Source organism: Bradyrhizobium denitrificans (assembly GCF_013179005.1).
GTDB lineage: Bacteria > Pseudomonadota > Alphaproteobacteria > Rhizobiales > Xanthobacteraceae > Bradyrhizobium > Bradyrhizobium denitrificans.
Genome location: NZ_JABFDP010000002.1, coordinates 247,220 through 268,705 on the forward strand (window position 1 = coordinate 247,220; position 21,486 = coordinate 268,705).

A 21,486-nucleotide genomic window follows, 5' to 3' on the forward strand; every position below is an offset into this window, starting at 1 on the left:
TCACTGGGGGGACGACAATGGCGAAGACAGCGAAGAAGCCGGCAAAAGTGAAGAAAGCGGCAAAGACGGCGAAGCCGGCGCCGAAGCGCGCGGCCGCGAGCGCCGCGGTGAAGAAGCCGGCGCCCAAGGCCAAGCCGCACCCCACATTGTCGGCGAAGGCGGCTGCGGCAAAGCCGCGCCTGCCGAAGGGACCGGTCTGGCAATGGTCGGCGGTCGACACCGCGGCTGCGATCCGCTCCGGCGCGGTCTCTTCCGTCGAGGTGACCGAGGCGCATATCGCGCGCATGGCGGAGGTCAATCCGAAGCTCAATGCCGTCGTCGTCGATCTCTCCGAGGACGCCCTGAAGGCCGCGCGTGCGGCCGACAAGTCACGCAACAAGACCGGCCTTCTGCATGGCGTGCCCGTCACCATCAAGGAGAACGTCGACTATCAGGGACGGCCGAATCCCAACGGTGTTCCGGCCCAGATGGGCATCATTGCGCCCTCCGACGCGCCCGTGGTGCGCAACCTCAAGAATGCCGGCGCGATCGTGCTCGGCCTGACCAACACGCCGGAATTCTCGTTCCGCGGCTTCACCGACAACCCGCTGCATGGACTGACCTTGAACCCGTGGGATGCGGAGATCACCTGCGGCGGGTCGTCCGGCGGCGCCGGCGCAGCGGTCGCGGCCGGCATCGGCACCATTGCCCATGGCAACGACATCGGCGGCTCGTTGCGCTGGCCGGCGCATTGCAACGGCGTCGTGACGATCAAGCCGACGCAGGGCCGCATCCCCGCCTACAATGAAAGCGCCGCGGCCGAGCGGCCGCTGCTGGCGCATCTGATGTCATCGCAGGGCCCGCTGGCGCGCAGCGTCGCCGACGTGAGGCTGGCCCTCGAGGTCATGAGCCGGCGAGATCCGCGCGACCCCTGGTGGGTGCCGGCGCCGCTCGAGGGCGACAAGCCGAGGCGTCCGATCAAGGTCGCGCTCGCCAAGATCCCTGATGACATGGAGGTCGATCCCGCGGTTGAGGCCGCGCTTCGGCAGGCCGCGGATCATCTGGAGCGCTCGGGCTACCGGGTCAGCGAGGTCGAGGTTCCCGACATCTCCGGCGTCTGGCAGACTTGGTGCGACATCATCACCAACGAGGTGGTGGTGATGCAGGAGGCCAAGATGCTGGCCGTCACCTCCGAGGACTTCCACAAGGCTTGGGGCGGCATGCGCGCCAAGGCCGAGATGCTCGATCTCGCCGGGTGGATGAATGCGACGGCGCAGCGCTCGACGCATATTCGCGCCTGGCAGCTGTTCTTCGAGGACTACCCCGTCGTGCTGGCGCCAACGACGGTCAAGCCGACGCCGGGTCCGCGCGACGACACCGTGAGTGCGGAGCGCGTTCGCGAGATCTTCTTCAACGAGATCCGCTTCATCTCGGCCATCAACGTGCTCGGCCTGCCCGGTGCGGTGGTGCCGGTCACGGTTCATCATAACCAGCCGATCGGCGTCCAGCTGATCGCAGGCCGCTATCGCGAGGATCTCGCGCTCGATGCCGCAGCCGCGATCGAGAAGCGCGCGGGCATGCTGGTGCGGCAGCTCTGGGACCGGATGTCCTGATCCTGCAACGGCCCGAAGATCCTGCAACGGCCCGGGGATCGCGATCCTCGGGCCGTCGTGTTTGCGACACGGCGCCGCATCGATTGTCGAAAGTCGAACACTAACAACCATCGCGTTGGCCGACGCAGCCCTCGTGTTGACGGGAACCGGCCGAGCTGTCTATTCTGATATATACGAATGAATATAGCACGGCATCGGTTCCGGCCGATGTGACGGAATGGGACTTGCAGTTCACCGCAACGAGCCCGTGTTGGTGGATAAAACAAGGACAATGTTGATGAGATCGATGCGTTTCGCCACCGCCGCCCTCGGCGCGGCCATTGCTCTGCTGACGGGCGCCAACGCCTTCGCGGGCAGCGCCAATGTCGCGGTCGCCGCCAACTTCACCGAGCCGGCCAAGGAGATCGCAGGCCTGTTCAAGGCCAAGACGGGACATGACATCGTGCTGAGCTTCGGGGCGTCCGGGCAGTTCTACACCCAGATCAAGGAGAACGCGCCGTTCGCGATCCTGCTCTCCGCCGACGACGAGCGACCGAAGAAGCTGGTGTCCGAGGGCCTCGGCGTCGCCGAAAGCCGCTTTACCTATGCCATCGGCAAGCTCGTGCTGTGGAGCAGGGACCCGGCCACGGTGAAGGGCGAGGAGACCCTGAAGGCGAACGCGTTCAACAAGCTGTCGATCGCCAATCCGACGGCCGCGCCCTACGGGGCCGCAGCCGTCGAGACATTGAAGGCGCTCAACCTCTATGACACGATCCAACCGAAGATCGTGCAGGGCAACACGATCTCGCAGGCGTTCCAGTTCGTCGATACCGGCAATGCCGAACTCGGTTTCGTGGCGCTCTCGCAATTGATGCCGAATGCCGGCGGGTCGCGCTGGCTGGTGCCGCAGAACCTCTACACCGAGATCCGCCAGGACGCCGTGCTCCTCAAGGCCTCCGCCGGCAATGAGGCGGCGACAGCCTTCCTGGCATTCCTCAAGACTCCGGAAGCCCGTGCTGTCATCGAGAAGTTCGGCTATGCTCTGGATCCGAAGTCTGGCACCTGAACCCGCGCATCGATGATGCTTGAAGGATGAACCTCCACGTTTCGGCCGACATCTGGCAACCGATCCGGCTGACTCTCGAGCTCGCCGCCCTCACGACCGTCATCCTGATGGTCGTGGGGACGCCGATCGCGTGGTGGCTGGCACGGTCGCGGGCGTGGTGGAAGGAGGCTGTCGCGGCGCTTGTGGCCATTCCGCTGGTGCTTCCTCCCACCGTTCTCGGCTTCTACCTGCTGGTGGCGCTGGGGCCGAGTGGTCCGGGCGGCGCGCTGGCCTCGTTGTGGGGCGCACGCACCCTGGCCTTCACCTTTCCGGGCCTCGTCATCGGCTCGGTGTTGTTCTCGATGCCCTTTGTGGTGCAGCCGATCCGCAACGCGTTTGAGGCGATGGGTGACAGGCCGATGGAGGCTGCGGCGACATTGCGCGCCTCGCCTTGGCGGGCGTTCTGGACCATCGCCGTGCCGCTGGCGAGCCCCGGTTTCCTCACCGGCGCGATCCTCGGTTTTGCGCACACGGTCGGCGAGTTCGGCGTCGTGCTGATGATCGGCGGCAATATCCCCGGCAAGACCAAGGTGCTGTCGGTCGCGATCTACGACTATGTCGAGACGTCGCAATGGGCCGAAGCCTCGGTTCTCGCGCTGGGCATGGTCGTGTTCTCGTTCTGCGTCATCCTGACGATGATGCTGATCGAGAAGAAGATGACGAAAAGCGCGTCATGAGCACGGTCAAGGTCGATTTCCGCGGCACGCTCGGGCGCTTCGAGCTGAACGCGCGGTTCGAGGTGCCGGCCCGCGGCGTGACCGCGATCTTCGGTCCCTCCGGCTGCGGCAAGACCGCGGTGATGCGCTGCATTGCCGGGCTCAACCGGCTCGCTGACGGACTCTGCTCGGTGGCCGGCGACGTCTGGCAGGACGAGAAGACGTTCCGTCCCGTGCACCAGCGCCCGATCGGCTATGTGTTCCAGGAAGCCAATCTGTTCCCGCATCTCTCGGTCCGCCGCAACCTGATGTACGGCCATCCCGCCACGACTGGCGCCGCTGCGATCGGCTTCGACGAGGTCGTATCGCTGCTCGGCATCGCCAAGCTGCTGGAGCGCTCGCCGAGGCATCTGTCCGGCGGCGAGCGCCAGCGCGTCGCGATCGGCCGCGCGTTGCTCAGCCAACCCAAGCTGTTGCTGATGGACGAGCCGCTGTCGGCGCTCGACCAGATGACCAAGGACGAGATCCTGCCTTATCTGGAGCGGCTGCATGCCGCGCTCGACCTGCCGATCCTCTATATCAGCCACGACATCGCCGAGGTCGAGCGGCTCGCCGATCAGCTGGTGCTGATGCGGAGCGGCACTGTCCTCGCCTCCGGGCCGCTGTCCAAGCTCCAGGCCGATCTGTCGCTGCCGCTCGCGCTATCGCGCGATGCGGCCGTGAGTTTCGATGCAGAGGTCGTGGGCCAGGACGCCGCCGACGGAATGGCGACCCTCGTCGTGCCCGGCGGCCAATTCCTGTTGCCGGCCGAGCCACTGCCGCCGGGCACGCGCCGCCGGCTGCGCGTGCTGGCCGACGACGTCAGCCTGGCGCTGGAAGCCCCGAGCCGCAGCACCATCGTCAATGTACTTCGGGCGAGGATTCTGGAGATCCGCAGGCAGGCGGATCATCGCGTCACCGCGCTGCTTGGGCTCGGCGACGATGGCGAGGGGGCGCGGCTGCTCTCGCGCGTCACCCAGCGTTCGTGGAACGAGCTCGGCCTGCAAACGGGGCTTGCCGTCTACGCCCAGGTCAAGGGCGTCGCCCTGGTTCGCCGCGAAGACCCGGCCGCCTGAGCCAGCCGTCCGTCACGATCCATCGCCTGCAATGTTGTATAAGTGACAATATAGCATCCGATGTTATATCATTGACAATATAGCTTCGGATCACACCAACGCCGAACATCTTACGTTTCATCAACGTCATCAGGGAGTTGACCGACGATCGGCCGAATGGCCCGGGGCTTGCTAGTTCGGCCTTGCAACATGAGGTCATCAGCATGAAAGCCGCCGCCGTCACCTGGCATCCGAACGCGCCCGAGCCGCTCGCGCTGCTGCTGGGCACCAACGAGATCGCCTCCGCCGTCGCGGCAAGGCTGAACCACGCCCGCTTTGCGGTCGTGCTCTGCCACGACGCGTTTCCGCCGGTGATCCGACGCGGCATGGCCTTCCACGACGTGCTGTTCGGCGAAGCGCGCGACCTCGGCGGCGTGATCGGTTGCCGCGCCGAAAGCATCGCAGACGTCGTGCGGATTCACCGCGCGCCCAGCCAGGTCGCCGTGACCGCGATGCATCTCACCGACATCATCGCCTTCCGCTATCCAGCCGTCATCGTCGACGCGCGCATGCAGAAGCATCTGGTCACGCCGGATCTGCGCGGCGTCGCCGGCATCGCCGTCGGCATCGGCCCGCGCTTTGCTGTCGGGCACAATTGCGACGTCGCGATCGAGACGCATCCGTGCGAGACCGGGGCGATCGTCGCGCAGGGCACCACACGCAACGCCGACGGCAAGGCGCGCGATCTCGGCGGCGCCGGGAGCGAGCGCTTCGTCTATTCGGACCAGGAGGCGGTCTGGCACACGCCGCTCGACATTGGCACCCGCGTCTACAAGGGGCTGCAGCTCGGCTCGCTCGGCGGCGCGCCGGTGCTCGCGCCGCTCGACGGCGCGCTGCGCGGCATCGCGCGTGACGGCGTGCGTGTGCCGGCCAACGTCAAGCTGCTGGAGATCGATCCGCGCGGCCGTCACGCCGCCTGGACCGGCATGGACGAGCGCGGCCAGGCGATCGCCGCGAGCGTCGTGTCGGCCGTTCACCAGATCATGCAAACCGGTCGGAAGGCGGGCCGCGTCTCCGCCATCGTGTGAGGAGGACTGCCATGGATGTCGCAGAAGCCGGGACGTGTCAGATCGTGGCATTGCAGGGCGCCGCATCCGCCGTGATCCAGGATCTGCTGGGTGAGTTCGCGTTGCGCCTTGCGGACTCGGGTTTGCGCGTCTCCGGCGTGATCGAGAGCAGTGCGGACAAGGCCAAGCCCTGCAAGGCCATGGTGCTGCGCAATCTCGATGACGAACGCCTGTTCTCGATCTCGCAGGATCTCGGTCCGGGGTCGCAGGCCTGCAATCTCGATCCCGAAGGATTGGTGCTCGCCTGCGCCGCCGTGCAGCAGTCGATCGCGCGGGGCACCGATGTCGTGATCCTCAGCAAGTTCGGCAAGCAGGAAGCCGCCGGCGGCGGCCTCGCCGACGCCTTCGGCTCGGCCATCGCCGCCGGGCTTCCGATCATCACCGCGGTGTCGCCGGCGATGATGGTGGCATGGAGCAATTTCGCCGGCCCCTTCGCCGCATGCGTTCCGGCCGAGATCGCGCGCGGGCCAGGATGGATCGAGGCGTGGTCCGGCCGCATGGTGACAGCGCGGAGCGCGCGTGACATGATCGGCTCACCACGCGAGCGGATCGGATTGGGATGAAGCGCGAAGCTCAGATCGCATTGACCATCACCTTCGGCAATGGCGGCAGCCTCGCCCCCGAGGATCTGCAGCTGATCGAATTCATCCGCAAGGAGCGCTCGATTCTCGGTGCGGCGCGGGCCAGCGGCATCTCCTATCGCAAGTGCTGGCTGATGGTCGATGCGCTCAACCGCACCTTCGAGACGCCGGTTTTCGAGACCCATCCCGGCCGCCGCGGCGGCGGCGCCGAGATCACACTGTTCGGCGAGCGTCTGATCGCGCTGTATCGCTCGATGGAGCGGCGCACGCGCACGGCCACGGCCGCGGCGCTGGGCGAGCTACAGAAGGCTACGGACCCTCATTATCAGAAGCGGGCCAGCGGCGCGGCCGAGGCAGCTCCGAAGGCCGAACCGCGCCGGGTCCGATCGCGACGCTCTTGATCATCGCCCAGGCCGACAGATCCGGCTCCAGCGCCAGCCGCTCGACCGATTCGAGCGTCACCAAGGCGTGCAGCTTCGTCGCGCCGAGATCGAATGTGACGCGCACATAGGGCGGATCCAGCGGCAGGATCGCCTCGATGCGGCCCGGCAGCCGATTGGTGATCGACACGTCCATCGGCCGCGACAATGCGATCGACACGTCACGCGCCTCGATGATCACGGAGACGCCGGCATCGATCGCGGCATCGACCATCGGCACCCGCAGCTCGCCATCGGCGAAAAACAGCGTCGACATGCCATATTTCGGATCGTGCCGCAGCACCCGCGCAGGCACCGTGGTGCTGAGCACCACGGCGGAGGCTGGAGACGAGGGAGCCTCGGCAGTCATCGCGCAAGCGCCTCCATCACGTCACGGCCGATCGTGATCGTACAGCACGCGGACGCGGATCGTGCCCTCCACGGCGCGCAGCTCCGACAGCAGCTCCTCGCCCTCGCCGCCGACCACGTCGGTTTCCAGCACGACATAGCCGACCTCGGGATCGGTCTGCAGATATTGCGCGAGGATGTTGATGTTGTGCCGCGAGACCGCCTCGTTGACCTGGCGCAGCACGCCTGGGACGTTGCGGTGGACGTGGATGAAGCGTGTGCCGGTCGGACGCGCCGGCAACTGCACCTGCGGAAAGTTGACCGCGCCGAAGGTCGAGCCGACGTCGGAATAGTCGATCAGCTTGCGCGCGACCTCGCCACCGATCCGGTCCTGCGCCTCCTCCGTGGAGCCGCCGACATGCGGGGTCAGGATCACGTTCGGCAGGCCCTGCAGCGGAGACACAAAGGGATCGGCGTTCGAGGCCGGCTCGACGGGGAAGACGTCGACCGCCGCGCCAGCGAGCTTGCCGTCGCGTAGCGCGCTGGCCAGCGCCTCGATATCGACGACCGTGCCGCGCGAATTGTTGATCAGATAGGCGCCGTCCTTCATGTGCCGGATCTGGCGCTCGCCGATCATGTTGGCGGTTGCCGGCGTCTCCGGCACATGCAGCGAGACGACGTCGCTCATCGCCAGCAGCTCATCGAGGCTCTCGACCGGCTCGGTGTTGCCATGGCGCAGCTTGTCGGTGAGATCGAAGAAGATCACACGCATGCCCATGGCTTCGGCCAGGTTCGACAGCTGCGAGCCGATATTGCCGTAGCCGATGATGCCGAGCGTCTTGCCGCGCACCTCGCGGCTGCCATTGGCGGACTTGTCCCAGCCACCGGCATGCGCCGCCACCGAGCGCGGGAAGATGCGCCGCTTCAGCATCACGACTTCGGCAATGGTCAATTCGGCGACACTGCGCGTGTTCGAGTACGGCGCGTTGAACACGGGAATGCCGAGCCGCTTGGCGGCGTCGAGATCGACCTGGTTGGTGCCGACCGAGAAGCAGCCGACCACCATCAGCCGGTCTGCGGCCTGCAGGACGTCCTCGGTCAGATGCGTGCGCGAGCGAATGCCGAGCATATGCACGCCGGACAGCATGCGCTTCAGTTCAGCCGAGCCGAGCGCCTTGGGCAGCCGTTCGATCTCGGTGTAGCCGTTGGCCTCGAACATGCGGACGGCCGAGTCGTTCACGCCCTCCAGGAGCAGAACGCGGATCTTTTGCTTGGGCAGCGATAGCGGCATGGGCCTGGCCTGATCAATCGTGGGTGTGGCGTAGTGTAGCGCTTGTTACAGTCGCGATGCGTTGAAACTTGGTGAATGCAGCGCGGCAGCGTCGCTTTCTGTCGCTTTCTCAGGGCCTTGTCCACTCCATTGGCGTTTTTTGACAGGCAATGCAAAATCAGCGCCTGACCGGTGGAACGCCCGGCAACGCCCGCACTGCAGCAACCGCAGATCGTTGTTTTGGCTGCTGACAAACCACGCGAGCGGCGCTAGCCTTCCGGCAATCACAAAATCATCGGGAGGTCAGCATGTCAGACGGAATGGTCGAGGCACGCGCGTCGGAATCCGCTCAGGGTGAAACCCAGACGGTCGACGTCGCCGTCGTGGGCGCCGGATTTGCGGGATTGTACCTGCTTTACCGCCTGCGCAAGGCGGGCTTCTCGACCGTGGCGCTGGATACCGCAACCGATGTCGGCGGCACCTGGTTTTGGAACCGCTATCCGGGCGCGCGCTGCGACATCCAGACCGTCGACTACAGCTACACGTTCGATCCCGAACTCGAGACCGCCTGGCAGTGGTCCGAGAAATATGCCACCCAGCCGGAGATCCTGCGCTATCTCGGCTTCGTCGCCGATCGTTACGATCTGCGCCGGGACATTCGCTTCGGCACCCGCGTGCTCGGCGCCTCCTGGGATGAGTCGAAGGAGCGTTGGCTGCTCACGACGGACAACGGCCCGGCCGTCTCCTGCCGCCACTACATCATGGCGACCGGCTGCCTGTCGCAGCCCAAGCCGCCGGAATTCGACGGCGTGCACGACTTCAAGGGCGCGATCTACTTCACCAGCCGCTGGCCGCATGACGGCGTCGACCTCAAGGGCAAGCGCGTCGCGGTGATCGGCACCGGCTCGTCCGCCATCCAGTCGATCCCGATCATCGCCGAGCAAGCGGCGCAGCTGACCGTGTTCCAGCGCACGCCGAACTTCGCTCTCCCGGCGCATAACGGCCCGTTGCCGGCCGATCGTGCCGCCCAGCTGGCGCAGGATCGCAACGGCCTGCGCGAGCAGGCGCGCTGGTCGCTGACGGGCGTGCCGATTCCGCCGGCCACCGAATTCAGCTGGCAGATGAGCGAGAGTGAGCGCCGCGCGCGCTTCGAGAAGCTATGGGCTGCGGGCGACCTCGTCGGCATGCTGACGCAGCTCTGGGCCGACCAGGGGGTCGACGCCGACGGCAACGCGCTGCTCGCGGATCTCATCCGCGAGAAGATCCGCGAGATCGTCAAGGATCCCGAGACGGCCGAGGCGCTCACGCCGCATGATCATCCGTTCGGCGCGAAGCGTCCGTGTCTGGACACCAACTACTACGCGACGTTCAACCGGCCGAACGTCACCCTGGTCAACCTGCGCAAGGAGCCGATCACGTCGATCACGGCAAACGGCATCAAGACCGACAAGCGCAGCTTCGACATCGACGTGATCGTGTTCGCCACCGGCTTCGATGCCATGACCGGCGCGATCCGCGCCGTGCATCCGATCAAGGGCCGCGGCGGCCAATCGCTCGATGAGACCTGGGCGAACGGCCCGGAGACCTATCTCGGCCTGACCGTCGCCGGCTTCCCCAATCTGTTCCTGATCACCGGGCCCGGCAGCCCATCGGTGCTCTCGAACATGGCGGTGTCGATCGAACAGCATGTCGACTTCGTGGTGGACCGCCTGGCCGAGATGCGCGAGGCCGGCTTCACGACGATCGAGCCGACGGACACCGCGCAGGCCGGCTGGATGCGCCACATGGCGGACTGCGCGACGGTGACGCTGCATCGGCTCGCCAACACCTGGTACACGGGCGCCAACGTGCCAGGCAAGCCGCAGACATTGATGCCCTATACCGGCGGCGTCGGGCCCTATCGCGGCATCTGCAACGAGATCGTGAAGCGCGGCATGCTCGGCTTCAAGCTGGCTGGTCCGAACGGCGCGGCCCAATGCAATGACGGAGAGATCGTGCAGCTGCAGCCGGATGTGCGGCTGGTGCTGAACATGCTCGCCGAGATGAACCTGCCGCCGATCGAATCGATGGGCGCGCAGGGCGCCCGCGACTTCATCACCGAGTTCAACAAGACCCGGCCGCCGGGACGCCCCGTCGGTGAGGTCAAGGACGGCACGCTCCCAGGCGCGGATGGCCCCCTCGCCTACCGGCTCTATCGCCCGGCGACACCCGGGCCGCATCCGATCGTGGTGTACTTCCATGGTGGCGGCTGGGTGCTCGGCGACGAGCAGTCGGATGATCCGTTCTGCCGCGACATGTGCCGCCGCTCCAACATGATCTTCATCAGCGTGAACTACCGCCACGCTCCCGAGCATCGCTTCCCGGCGGCGGCCGAAGATGGCTACGCCGCCACCCGCTGGGTTGCGGAGCACGCCGCCGAACTCGGCGGCCGCGAAGGTCCAGTATTGGTCGCGGGCTGGAGCGCGGGCGGCAATATCGCCGCCGTGACATGCCAGCTGGCGCGCGATCGCGGCGGTCCCGTTATCGGTGGCCAGCTGCTGGTGTGCCCGGTCACCGATTGCAGCTTCGATCGTCCGTCGTACACCGAGAATGCCGCCGGCTACTTCCTGACGCGCGGCCTGATGTTCTGGTTCTGGGACATCTACTGCTCGCCGGCCGATCGCACCGATCCGCGCGTGTCGCCGCTGCGCGGCCAGCTGAAAGGACTGCCGCCGGCCTATATCGTGACCTGCGAGTTCGACCCGCTGCGCGACGAAGGCGTGGCCTATGCGGAGGCATTGGCAACGGCGGGCGTCCCCGTCGGACAGCTCAAGGCCCGCGGCCATTTCCACTCATCGTTCACGATGGTCGATATCGTCATTACCGGTGTCGGTGGTCGCGTGCAGATGGCGGAGGCGCTGCAGGCGTTCACCCAGCCTGCCGAAGACAGCGGCTCGCCGGAGATCAACGCCGCGGCGAGCTAGCACCGGCGTCGGCGGCCATCTTGCGAAAGGCTGCAGGGCGTTCTGCAAGCTGGGCCGCCGCCCGCGTCAGAACGGGTGTGCAGCCGGACATCTCGGCCGGCAGCCGGCCCACGGCATCGAGCAAGGCGCGGGCCGCGCGCAGCGGATCCGTGCCGATGCGGTGCAGCCGCTCCAGCGTCGCCGTGCAGCGCCGTCTGGCGCTCGGCGACGTTGTGCTTGCAGCGAACTCGCCGAGCTGCTCGATCGCCTGTCCGACATACAGCAGCGCAAGGGCATCGTCGGCCAGGCGCGCAGTCGGATACGAGGCCCGCTCGCCCCAATAGGTGGCGAGCAGGACGCGGTGATGCAGCAGCGCGCGCCATCGCTTGCGGCGATCCGATCGCAGGGCGCTGGCCGCGAGATATTCGAGATCGTCGATCATCGAATATCTGACCGCCTCATAGCGACGGCGGCTGTCGACGGGATAGATCAGGCTGAAGGCAATCAGCGCGACCACGGGTCCGGCGACCACGGCAAGGCTAGCCATCAGCGAATGCCCGAAGCTCATGGTCTGCGGCCAGGTCGGCTGCAGCATCAGCAACAGCACCATGTTGACGTCGAACGCCATGCGCTGGGTCAGGCGATGCGCCGACAGCGGCGCACCGAGCAGGATGAAGGGGACCATCGCCAGCACCGCCCCGAGCGATCCACCGACGTATGGCCAGATCAGCCAGCGGCAGATCAGGGCGAGGCCCGTCCCCAGCACCTGCCCTGCGAGCACGTGAGGCAGGATGGCGGCCGGTTTCTCGAAGGTCGAGAAGACCGACAGCATGATCGCCGTGCCGAGCATCATGAAGCCGCCCATCTCCCAGCCGGTTGCGAGCCAGACCAGACCCGTGGCCAGCATCGCGACAAGGGTGCGCAACATCGCGCGGCGCGCCAGCATCCAATCGCGATGCAAGAGCAGTTCGGCAGCAGGGCGTCCGTCGAGATCAGCCAGATTGCTTGTCGCCGCGGCGAGGTCATTCAGGACCGACGCCAATGGTTCATGCGGATTCGCGGCGGCCGCGGCCTCGCCCAACCGCTGCAGCGCCGGCACGGAAACTCCGGTCTCGGACATGTCTGTTCGCGCCAGCGAGTCCGCCATCGCGGCATCGATGGCCCGGCTGTCCTCCGAGCGCAGCCACAGCACGGCCGAGACCTGCGCCGCCAGCAGCGCGCGGATCTTCCGAACCAGCCGTCGTCGCCGGCGTGAGCCAGCACCATGCAGGTCGAGCGTGCCTTCGAGCGCCGAGATGTCCGACAGAATCGAACGCTGCTCATTCTCCGAGACCGGCGCCCCGCGCAGACGCGCGACGATGTCGGCTGCCAGTTGCTCGCTGAGAAGCCGCGCCTTCTCCACAACCGAGATATCGTCGCCGGGCGCGGCGAACAGCCAGCCGACAAGCAGCGCGGCCAGAATGCCGACGGCAACGGTCAGCACGCGATCGGCGCCCAAGGCCAGCACATGCTCCGGATGGGCCGCGTCGAGCAGGGCCACCATGGCCGCCGAATAGCCGGAGAGCATGGCGGCATAGGAGGCGTAGCCACGGACAAGATTGCCGGCAAAGGCGCACAGGCCGATCCAGAGCGAGATGCCGATGACGAGCACCATGGCGTCGCCGTGCGAGACACGCATCAAGGCCAGTCCGAACAACACGCCGATGATGGTGCCGGCGAGCCGGGCCGCGCTCTTCTCCAGAAGATGTCCGCGGAGAGGTTGCGAGGCCGCCCACACCGTCATCCCCGACCATTGCGGATGCTCCAGTCCCGCCAGCCAGGCAAGCAGGAGCGCAAGACATGCGGCGAGCGCGGTCCGAAAGCCGAATGCGAGGCGGGGCCATTCGAAGCCGAACCGCGAAGCGGGTGGCGCATTCATTCCTTGCCGTCTCCTTCGATGAGCCGCTGCTCGATCCGGTCGAACATGTCGAGCGTCGCCTGCAGGCGCGTGTCGTCGATGTCCCGGAGCATCGCGCTCTCGGCCTCGCGCAGCACTCGATAGACCGAGGTGAGCAGCCGCCGGCCCTTCGCGGTGAGAAAGACCAGCCGCGAGCGGCGGTCGGTCGGGGAGACCCGCCGCTCGATCAGTTCACGCTCACCGAGCATGTCGAGCAGGCGCACCAGGCTCGATCCGTCGATGCCGCAGCGGGCCGCAAGCTCATTCTGGGTGATGCCGTCGCCCGATCGATCGAGATGCACCAACGGCGGCCATGCCGCATCCGACAATCCGAGCGCGCCCATCCGTTCGTCCAGCGCGCGGCGCCAGCGGCGGGCGAGGCCAACGAGCGCAAAGCCGAAGCGAAGACGGGCGGTGGATGCCGACGGTGCCATGCCCCATTTACTTGAACCAAAATGATTTGAATTCAATCTATTTTCGGGGCAGCGCGCGCCGGGCTGCTCCGCGTCCGGCGCATGCCGAGCGATCCGGACGCAGCTGCAGCCGGTCAAACCTGCTGTTTCATGGCCTCGTCATAGGCCAGCACGGAGGCACGCGCGGTGTCACGCACATCGCTCGCCGTCATGCCCGGCTTGTACAGGCTCGAGCCGAGGCCGAACGCGCGCACGCCAGCCGCGACATATGTCGCAAGGTTCTTGTCCGAAACGCCACCGACCGCCCCGACGACGACGCCTTTCGGCAGCACGGCCAATTGCGCCGCGATGCCGGCGGGGCCGAGAACCGAAGCAGGAAAATACTTCAACGCCGAAGCGCCGCAGCGCAGGGCAAGAAATGCCTCTGTCGGGGTGAACACCCCGGGCATCGTCACCATGTCGTAAGCCTGCGCCGTTGCCAGCACTTCGGCATCGACGTTCGGGCTGACCATCAAGCGGCCGCCTGCCTCCGCAACCCGCACACAATCCGGTGCATTGGTCACCGTCCCCGCGCCGATCAGGCAGTCCTGGCCGAAGCGCCTGGCCAGCCGTTCGATCGAGACGAACGGCTCGGGCGAGTTGAGCGGGACCTCGATCATCTCGAAACCCGCTTCGACCAGGACAGCCACGATCTCCTCGGCCTCGTCAGGCTTGATGCCGCGCAGGATCGCAACCAGCGACCGCTTCACGTTGGGCCAGTTCACAGACTGTGTCATGTCAGAAACGCGCTCCCCAGATCTGCCGGGCCGCCTTGATCAGGCCTTGGCGCGAGGCCAGCTCAGCATCGCATTCGTTCACGGTGAAACCAGACGCCGTCAAGGCCTCGCGATAGAGCCGGCCGAGCCGGCCTGCTCCGATCAGCCGCAGCGGGAGGTCGCTGCCGAAGCGCATGCGGGCATCCGCGATCTCGCTGCCGATCAACAGTCCCGACAACCGCGCGGCGCCTTCGGAGCGCGGCTCGAATCCGAGCAACTGGGCCGCGCGCAGCCGGAACAGCGCGCTGGTCAGGCTCGCCGGAGACGATAGCGCGGACGCGAGGCCCGCGCGAAACGAAGCGCCGTCCTCGGCTGGCGCGGCGTCCGGCTCGACGGCATGCATCAGGATGCTGTGCTGGGAGATCACCGCGAACAGCTCACCGGTCATGTAGGTTGCAAATGCGACCACGGCGTCGGCCTCGACCCGGATCCATTTGCTGTGGGTGCCGGGGATGCACACGATCCCGGAAAAGCCTGGCTCGGTGACGCCGAACAGCTGCGTCTCCTCGCCGCGCATCACATCCGGCTGATCGGCGCGGGCCTGGGCCAGACCAGGGAGGATCCTGACGTCGCCCTCGGTCTCGACGCAGATCGCGCCGGCATGCAGCGCGTCGAGGCGGGTCGGCGTTTGCAGATATGGCGCTTCGACCCAGCCCTGCCGCGCGCCGGCCATGCCGCAGATCAGCACCGGCAGGTCGGCCGGTCCACCGAGCTTGCGGAGATGATCGCGCAGCACCGGCGCGAACCCCGACGTCGCACATTGCAACATGCCCTCGGGGCCTCGGCTCTCGGCGAGCTCCGTTCCGTCGGCGGCCATCAGCCAGGCGCGGAAGCTCGAAGTTCCCCAGTCGACGGCAACAAAGGCCGCCTTGGACATCTCGATCGAGCTCATCGTTCCTCTGCGGCTGCGCTGCGACACTCTGGAGGCCCAGCTCGGATGACGCCCGCCCTATATGCATGATATGTCGCGGCCGACAAGCTCGGCCAGTGGATCGGCAGGTCCGCCGGCATCGTCCCTTCTTTGTTGCGTTGCAAAGGCGCGGCGCCTGGCTTCCCGATCTCCCGCAGCCGCTGTCAGGCGCGGCTTCATCCGCATTCCGGACCCCCATCCATGACCATTTCAGACCACCGCGCGGCGCAGCTCGCGACACGCCTGGCCTTCTTCGTCGCCGGCTTCGGCATCGCGTGCTGGGCGCCGCTGGTGCCATTCGCCAAGCAGCGGCTCGGCGTCGATGATGCGACGCTCGGACTCCTGCTGCTGTCGCTCGGTGTCGGCTCGGTCGCATCGATGCTGGCGGCCGGCCTGCTCAGCGCGCGCTATGGCAGCAAGCCGGTGGTGATCGTCAGCGGACTTGCCCTCAGCGTTCTGCTGCCTCCGCTCGTCATCGCCACGACGCCGGTCACGCTCGCGCTCGCGCTGTTCGCCTTCGGCGCGGCGCTCGGCTCGCTCGACGTCGCCGTGAACATCCAGGCCATCGAGGTCGAGCGGCTCAGCGCACGGCCATTGATGTCCGGCTTTCACGCCCAATTCAGCATCGGGGGCTTTGCCGGCTCCGGCGTCATGACCGCGCTGCTCGCCTTCGAGGTCGCGCCGCTGCCGGGCACGCTCGCCTGCTGCGCGATCGCATTGGCGGCGATGATCATCGCCGTTCCGCGGCTGATCGCAGGCAAGCCGGCAGAATCGGGCCCGCTGCTGGTGCTGCCGCACGGCGCGGTGCTGTTGCTGGCGGCGCTCGCGGCGATCATGTTCCTGGTCGAAGGCGCGATGCTTGACTGGAGCGCGCTGCTGCTCACGGCCTCCGGCCGTCTGCCGGCCGCGCAGGCCGGGCTCGGCTACATCATGTTCTCGATCACGATGACGATCGGCCGTCTCGCCGGCGATGTCGTCGTCGCGCGGATCGGAGATCGGGCGACATTGCTGTGGGGCAGCGTCATGGCGATCACCGGATTCGTCGTGCTGCTGGCCGTTCCCTCGGTCGTCAGTGCGATGACAGGCTTTGCCCTGGTCGGCCTCGGCGCCTCGAATCTGGTGCCGGTGCTGTTCCGACGAGCCGGAGCACAGACCGTGATGCCGGTCGGCCTGGCCGTCGCGGCCGTCACCACCGCCGGCTACTCCGGCGTGCTGCTCGGGCCCGCCGGCATCGGCTTCGTCGCCGCGGCCACGAGCCTGTCGACCGCATTCTGGCTGCTCGCGGCGCTGCTGGTCGTCGTGCTTGCGAGTGCGCCTTTGGTCGCAACTGCGCCGCGATAGGAACGAGCCGGCCGTCCTCGCCTTGGTCAATATCGAATGCATTGGCCAAGGAGCAGAACCATGCGCGCACTCAATATCCTCACTCTCGTTCTGGTGATCGTCGGCGGACTGAACTGGGGCCTCGTCGGCCTGTTCGATGTCGATCTCGTCACCGCCATCTTCGGCAATGGTGCGGCGGAAACCGCGACATCCTCGCCGATCGCCCGGATCGTCTATATTCTGGTCGCGCTCTCGGCGATCTATCAGATCGGCATGCTGGTGCGGCTGTCGTCCGCACGCAGCGACGTCGTCTACCGCTGACCGCATGCCGGGCGGCGCTGATCTCCCGATAGCGGCGGCCGGTCTGGGGTTTCACGAACAACGTCGCGATCTCGGGATGGCGGGCACGCAGCTCGGTCTCGATCGCGACGACGGCGAGTTCGACGCCATCCCCACGCAGGTTACCCTTGCGCGTTCCGGCATGCCGGCACAGACTCTGCCCAATGCGCAATGGAGCAGTGCGATGGCGATGAATGACGATAGCACGGCGGATGATCAAAGTGCCGCCGGCACGCAGGCGCGTGATGCCCATTTCCTGCGTCACAGCTTTGCCGTCGCCCGGCGCTCGATGTCGCACGGCAACCATCCGTTCGCAGCCGTTCTCGTCGACGCCGGCGGTCGCGTGCTGATCGAGGCGGAGAATGGCTACATGCCGGCGCGCGACGCCACGGCGCATGCAGAGCGGCTCGTGGCGACGCAGGCCTGCACCTCGATCGCCGCCGACATTCGAGCGACGGCCACGCTGTATTCGTCGGCCGAGCCGTGCGCGATGTGCGCGGGCGCGATCTACTGGGCCGGCATCGGACGGGTGGTCTACGGCCTGAGCGAACGGCGACTGCGCGACTTCACCGGCAACCATCCGGAGAATCCGACGCTCGACCTGCCCTGTCGCAACGTCTTCGCGAGCGGCCAGCGTACCACGGAGGTCGTCGGGCCACTGCTGGAGGACGAAGCCGCCGCGCTGCATATTGGCGTCTGGGACAGATGATTATCGGGGACACATCATAGCCGACAAGGGCGCCGCGGCCGAACTGCGGCGCCCCTCCTCCGGTCACGTCCAATCAGAACTTGACGGTCACGCCGGCATAGAGCGTTTCCTCGGTACACGTCGAATTGCCTCTGCAAACCGCGCTGACCTTGCGATCAAGGCCAAACTTGTTCTGCCAGTAGTGATAGGCAACCCAGACGTCGACAAAGTGGGAATACTTGTCGCCCATGAAGGCCTTCGAAGCGTCGAAGGTCAGACGGATCGGCTCGGAGTTGAACTCGATCGCGGTCTTGGTCCCGGGCAGCGGGTTGTTCTCGTTGCCCTTCTCACCGTACCAGCCAGCGCGTCCGCTGATCGACCAGAACTGCATGTTCGGCGGCAGGAAGCCGAGGTCCATGTAATAGTTCAGCTCGAGTGCCCAGGTCGGATTGAAGCTGCGATTGCCATCCGCAAGGCAGTTCACGCCCGGGACGGCCGCAGCCGGCAGTTGCCAGCCCGCTCCGCACTGCGTGAAGGCGTTACGGTTGTAGAATTCGTAATACAGCAACGGCGCGGCGTTGAAATAGCCCTTGTAGGGCAGATCGAACTCGAATTGCACACCGGCGACCACGGAGCGCTTTGCCGGCGACACATAGGTGTTCTGGCTATTCGCATCCATGCCCACCTCGAACGAGATGTTGCGCAGCGGCCCCATCGTGAAGGCGTTGGTGTTGAAGATCTGATTCCAGCCCAACGTCGAGCGGAACACACCGTAGATCTCGGTGGCGCCTTCACACGTTGCGGGGGTGGCGACGCCGGTGCCGGGATTGAAGATCACCCCGGCATTGGTACAGGGATTGGCCGGATCGTTGTGATCCGACTTGAACAACGAAATGGTGAAGAAGTTGGTGCCGTACTGCCAGATGTCGAAGTGAGTGAACGAATAGCCCTGCTGGGCGGTGGTGCCTTTGATGCTGCCATCCGGCCGCACCGAGAACACGCCGGGATCGGTGCCCTTGGGCATCCAGGAGAAGGTGACGCGGTTGTCGACGAGCAGAAAGAACGGCAGTTCAGCCGGGGCCTTCTTCGCGATCTTGGCCGGCAGATCCGCAGCGCCAGCCTGCCCGAGCGCCGCGGTCGCGCCAGCACCAAGCACAAACGCAGTAGTGATAAACTTCCGAAAGGACATTTAAACCCCCAAGCAACAAGAGTCGATGCAGCCCCGGCACGCACAGTTGCCCCAAAGCTTCGTCAGGAGAAGCCTTAAGATTCTCCATGCCTTGCTCGCAGCTTGATCGAGGTTCGATCCCAAACGGTGGCGCGCGCCCCCTGTTTGGGGGCCAGAATATGAAACGATCGGCAGCAGCAGATAGACCCGCACCACCGAGCTTTCGACTTCACATCGCTGGAGTTTTCTTGATCCGACAGAGGCCGCTTCATCGTCCTCTGAGGACCCGGCAAGAGACTGACAAGCGATCATTTGGCCGCTTTGAATGACGCTGATCATCCAACGAGCAGGCGAATGCGCGAGATCGAATCCTAATGACTGTCGCAAAAGCGCCACATGCCGGTTCACGCAAATGAAGCAAATCTAATTACTTACAACTAATCAAATGCCAACAACCAAGCGAACACGAACTAATAGACAACCAATGGAACCAGCGCGAATCACACCAAGAATTTCGTGTATTTTGCCGCTTACACAGCCGGACAAATGTCTCACAATTGAGACAGCTCCATTCGCTATCCAAGACGCAGCACATGATCTACAGGGCCGGCATTGGACAGGAGGTCCACGGCCGAGCGAACGGCGGCGGCGCGACTTCACGGCAAACACCAGGAAACCCGACGCTCGACCTACCCTGCCGCAAGGTTTTCTCGAGTGGCCAGCGTATGACGGAGGTCGTGGACCGCTGCTGGACGACGAAGCCGCCGCGCTGCATGACGGCGTCAGGGGCCTATGATCATCTGGGACACATGACAAACAACAAGGGCGCCGCAGCCTGGCTGCAGCGCCCTCCTCTGGTCACGTCAGATCAGAACTTGACGGTCACGCCGCCATAGACCGTTTCCTCGGTGCAGGTCGAATTGCCGACGCAGACCCTGCTCACCTTGTGGTCGAGGCCGAACTTGTTCTGCCAGTAGCGATAGGCAACCCAGACGTCGACAAAGTGGGAATACTTGTCACCCATGAAGGCCTTCGAAGCATCGAAGGTCAGGCGGATCGGCTCGGAGTTGAACTCGATCGCGGTCTTGGTCCCGGGCAGCGGGTTGTTCTCGTTGCCCTTCTCACCGTACCAGGCGGCGCGGCCGCTGATCGACCAGAACTGCATGTTCGGCGGCAGGAAGCCGAGGTCCATGTAATAGTTCAGCTCAAGCGCCCAGGTCGGGTTGAAGCTGCGGTTACCGTCGGTCAAGCAGTTCACGCCGGGGACGGCCGCAGCCGGCAGCTGCCAGCCCGCTCCACACTGCGTGAACGCATTACGGTTGTAGAATTCGTAATACAGCAACGGCGCGGCGTTGAAATAGCCCTTGTAGGGCAGATCGAACGCGAATTGCAGACCGGCAACCACGGAGCGCTTGGCCGGTGCCACATAGGTGTTCTGGGTCCCCGCATCCATGCCCACCTCGAACGAGATGTTGTTCAGCGGCCCCATGGTGAAGGCCTTGGTGTTGAAAATCTGATTCCAGCCGAAGGTCGAGCGGAACAGACCATAGATCTCGGTAGCGCCTTCACACGTTGCGCGGGTACCGATGCCGGTGCCGGGATTGAAGATCACGCCGGCATTGGTGCAGGGATTGGCAGGATCGTTTTGATCCGACTTGAACATCGAAATGGTCAAGAAGTTGGCGCCGTACTGCCAGATATCGAAGTGAGTAAACGAATAGACCTGCTTGGCGGTGGTGCCGTTGATGCTGCCATTCGGCCGCACCGAGAACACGCCGGGATCGGTGCCCTTGGGCATCCAGGAGAAGCTGACGCGGTTGTCGACGACGAGGAAGAACGGCAGATCAGCCGGGGCCTTCTTCGCGGCCTTGCCCGGCAGATCCGCGGCGCCGGCCTGCCCGAGCGCCGCGATCGCGCCTGCGCCCAGCGCGACCGCAGCAATGATGAACTTTCGAAACGACATGTAGATCCCCCAAGCAGCAAGTGCCAATTCAGCACTTGCATGCAAAGTTGCCCGGAAGCTTCGTCGCGAGAAGCCTCAAAATTCTCCATGCCTCGCTCGCGGTTTGAGCAAGCTTCCGCCCCAAGCCGCGCTGGCGCCTCGCCTCGGGATCTCAGAATGTGAGACGATCCGCAGCAGCAGATGGCATCGCAAAACCGAGCTTTCGACTTCACATCGTTGGAGTTTTATGGATCCGACAGAGGCCGATTCATCGTCATCTGAGGCCCCCGGCAAGAGACTGACAAGCGATCGCTTGGCCGCTTTGGATGACGCTGATCATCTAACGAGCAGGCGAATGCGCGAGAGTGAATCCTAATGACTGTCGCAAAAGGGCCACACGTCGCTTCACGCAAATGAATTGACTCAAATTACTTACAACTAATCAAACACCAACAAACAAGTGAATACGAACTAATAGACAACCAATGTAATCAGCGCGAATCGCACCAAGCATTGCGTGTATTTTGTCTCTTACACAGCCGGCAAATGTCTCACAATTGAGACAGCTCCATTCGCCGTCCAAGACGCAGCACATGATCTACCGGGCCGGCATTGGACAGGAGGTCCACGGCCGAGCGATCGGCGGCTGCGCGACTTCACGGCAAACACCAGGAAACCCGACGCTCGACCTACCCTGCCGCAAGGTCTTCTTGAGTGGCCAGCGTATGGCGGAGGTCGTGGACCGCTGCTGGACGACGAAGCCGCCGCGCTGCATGACGGCGTCAGGGGCCTATGATCATCTGAGACATATGATCAAACGAGAAGGGCGCCGCAGCCTGGCT

Annotated in this window: 19 protein-coding genes and 1 pseudogene; 12 read left to right on the forward strand and 8 right to left on the reverse strand. The window is 65.3% G+C overall.

The genetic code is table 11. The features are described from left to right. The first annotated feature begins 17 nt into the window (after positions 1–17). The 7 genes from HL671_RS03200 to HL671_RS03230 all read left to right on the forward strand — a co-directional run bounded on the left by HL671_RS03200 (position 18) and on the right by HL671_RS03230 (position 6,535). Positions 18–1,592 carry an amidase family protein gene (locus tag HL671_RS03200; protein WP_172235563.1) on the forward strand — a complete coding sequence of 525 codons (1,575 nt, stop codon included), beginning with the start codon at positions 18–20 and terminating at the stop codon, positions 1,590–1,592. A 277-nt stretch (positions 1,593–1,869) separates the two neighbouring features. Further along, positions 1,870–2,637 carry a molybdate ABC transporter substrate-binding protein gene (modA, locus tag HL671_RS03205; RefSeq protein WP_172235564.1) on the forward strand — a complete coding sequence of 256 codons (768 nt, stop codon included), beginning with the start codon at positions 1,870–1,872 and terminating at the stop codon, positions 2,635–2,637. 26 nt (positions 2,638–2,663) lie between these two features. Next, positions 2,664–3,353, forward strand: coding sequence for a molybdate ABC transporter permease subunit (modB, locus tag HL671_RS03210; protein ID WP_172235565.1), 690 nt, complete (start codon positions 2,664–2,666; stop codon positions 3,351–3,353). Next, a complete protein-coding gene (modC, locus tag HL671_RS03215; RefSeq protein WP_172235566.1) occupies positions 3,350–4,447 on the forward strand; it encodes a molybdenum ABC transporter ATP-binding protein in 1,098 nt (365 codons plus the stop codon). Before modB ends, modC begins: the two co-directional genes overlap by 4 nt. Positions 4,448–4,650: 203 nt before the next feature. After that, on the forward strand, positions 4,651–5,514 hold the full coding sequence (locus HL671_RS03220) for a xanthine dehydrogenase (protein ID WP_172235567.1): 864 nt from the start codon (positions 4,651–4,653) through the stop codon (positions 5,512–5,514). A gap of 11 nt (positions 5,515–5,525) precedes the next feature. Beyond that, positions 5,526–6,116: a DUF2478 domain-containing protein gene (locus HL671_RS03225; protein ID WP_172235568.1), complete on the forward strand. Its 591-nt coding sequence runs from the start codon at positions 5,526–5,528 to the stop codon at positions 6,114–6,116. Further along, on the forward strand, positions 6,113–6,535 hold the full coding sequence (locus tag HL671_RS03230) for a winged helix-turn-helix domain-containing protein (RefSeq protein ID WP_172235569.1): 423 nt from the start codon (positions 6,113–6,115) through the stop codon (positions 6,533–6,535). Before HL671_RS03225 ends, HL671_RS03230 begins: the two co-directional genes overlap by 4 nt. Here HL671_RS03230 and HL671_RS03235 read toward each other — a convergent pair. Both HL671_RS03235 and serA read right to left on the reverse strand, forming a co-directional pair. Further along, positions 6,444–6,923, reverse strand: coding sequence for a TOBE domain-containing protein (locus HL671_RS03235; RefSeq protein ID WP_172235570.1), 480 nt, complete (start codon positions 6,921–6,923; stop codon positions 6,444–6,446). The genes HL671_RS03230 and HL671_RS03235 overlap by 92 nt on opposite strands. 21 nt (positions 6,924–6,944) lie before the next feature. Continuing rightward, on the reverse strand, positions 6,945–8,192 hold the full coding sequence (gene serA, locus HL671_RS03240; protein WP_172235571.1) for a phosphoglycerate dehydrogenase: 1,248 nt from the start codon (positions 8,190–8,192) through the stop codon (positions 6,945–6,947). Between the two features lie 287 nt (positions 8,193–8,479). Between serA and HL671_RS03245 the strand changes: the two genes are divergently transcribed. Next, complete coding sequence (locus HL671_RS03245) at positions 8,480–11,134, forward strand: flavin-containing monooxygenase (protein ID WP_172235572.1); 2,655 nt, start codon at positions 8,480–8,482, stop codon at positions 11,132–11,134. On the opposite strand, the gene HL671_RS03250 is transcribed toward HL671_RS03245, so the two are convergent. The 4 genes from HL671_RS03250 to HL671_RS03265 form a co-directional block, all read right to left on the reverse strand. Then, positions 11,115–13,031: an FUSC family protein gene (locus tag HL671_RS03250; protein WP_172235573.1), complete on the reverse strand. Its 1,917-nt coding sequence runs from the start codon at positions 13,029–13,031 to the stop codon at positions 11,115–11,117. The genes HL671_RS03245 and HL671_RS03250 overlap by 20 nt on opposite strands. Next, positions 13,028–13,483, reverse strand: coding sequence for a MarR family winged helix-turn-helix transcriptional regulator (locus tag HL671_RS03255; protein ID WP_172235574.1), 456 nt, complete (start codon positions 13,481–13,483; stop codon positions 13,028–13,030). Before HL671_RS03255 ends, HL671_RS03250 begins: the two co-directional genes overlap by 4 nt. A 113-nt stretch (positions 13,484–13,596) precedes the next feature. Beyond that, on the reverse strand, positions 13,597–14,238 hold the full coding sequence (locus HL671_RS03260) for a 2-dehydro-3-deoxy-6-phosphogalactonate aldolase (RefSeq protein WP_172235575.1): 642 nt from the start codon (positions 14,236–14,238) through the stop codon (positions 13,597–13,599). A 1-nt stretch (position 14,239) separates the two neighbouring features. Continuing rightward, positions 14,240–15,169 carry a 2-dehydro-3-deoxygalactonokinase gene (locus HL671_RS03265; RefSeq protein WP_012042285.1) on the reverse strand — a complete coding sequence of 310 codons (930 nt, stop codon included), beginning with the start codon at positions 15,167–15,169 and terminating at the stop codon, positions 14,240–14,242. A 219-nt stretch (positions 15,170–15,388) separates the two neighbouring features. Between HL671_RS03265 and HL671_RS03270 the strand changes: the two genes are divergently transcribed. The 3 genes from HL671_RS03270 (at position 15,389) to HL671_RS03280 (ending at position 17,555) form a co-directional block, all read left to right on the forward strand. Further along, positions 15,389–16,528: an MFS transporter gene (locus HL671_RS03270; RefSeq protein ID WP_012042284.1), complete on the forward strand. Its 1,140-nt coding sequence runs from the start codon at positions 15,389–15,391 to the stop codon at positions 16,526–16,528. Positions 16,529–16,588: 60 nt separating this feature from the next. After that, positions 16,589–16,828: a DUF378 domain-containing protein gene (locus HL671_RS03275; RefSeq protein WP_012042283.1), complete on the forward strand. Its 240-nt coding sequence runs from the start codon at positions 16,589–16,591 to the stop codon at positions 16,826–16,828. Positions 16,829–17,036: 208 nt separating this feature from the next. Continuing rightward, positions 17,037–17,555, forward strand: coding sequence for a nucleoside deaminase (locus tag HL671_RS03280; RefSeq protein WP_172235611.1), 519 nt, complete (start codon positions 17,037–17,039; stop codon positions 17,553–17,555). A gap of 73 nt (positions 17,556–17,628) precedes the next feature. On the opposite strand, the gene HL671_RS03285 is transcribed toward HL671_RS03280, so the two are convergent. Both HL671_RS03285 and HL671_RS03290 read right to left on the reverse strand, forming a co-directional pair. Continuing rightward, positions 17,629–18,723, reverse strand: coding sequence for a hypothetical protein (locus HL671_RS03285; RefSeq protein ID WP_012042281.1), 1,095 nt, complete (start codon positions 18,721–18,723; stop codon positions 17,629–17,631). Positions 18,724–19,570: 847 nt separating this feature from the next. After that, positions 19,571–20,665 carry a hypothetical protein gene (locus HL671_RS03290; protein WP_012042279.1) on the reverse strand — a complete coding sequence of 365 codons (1,095 nt, stop codon included), beginning with the start codon at positions 20,663–20,665 and terminating at the stop codon, positions 19,571–19,573. A 575-nt stretch (positions 20,666–21,240) separates the two neighbouring features. On the opposite strand from HL671_RS03290, the pseudogene HL671_RS39070 reads away from it, so the two are divergent. Beyond that, positions 21,241–21,440, forward strand: a pseudogene (locus HL671_RS39070) (nucleoside deaminase); the annotation flags it as partial. Positions 21,441–21,486 lie beyond the last annotated feature (46 nt).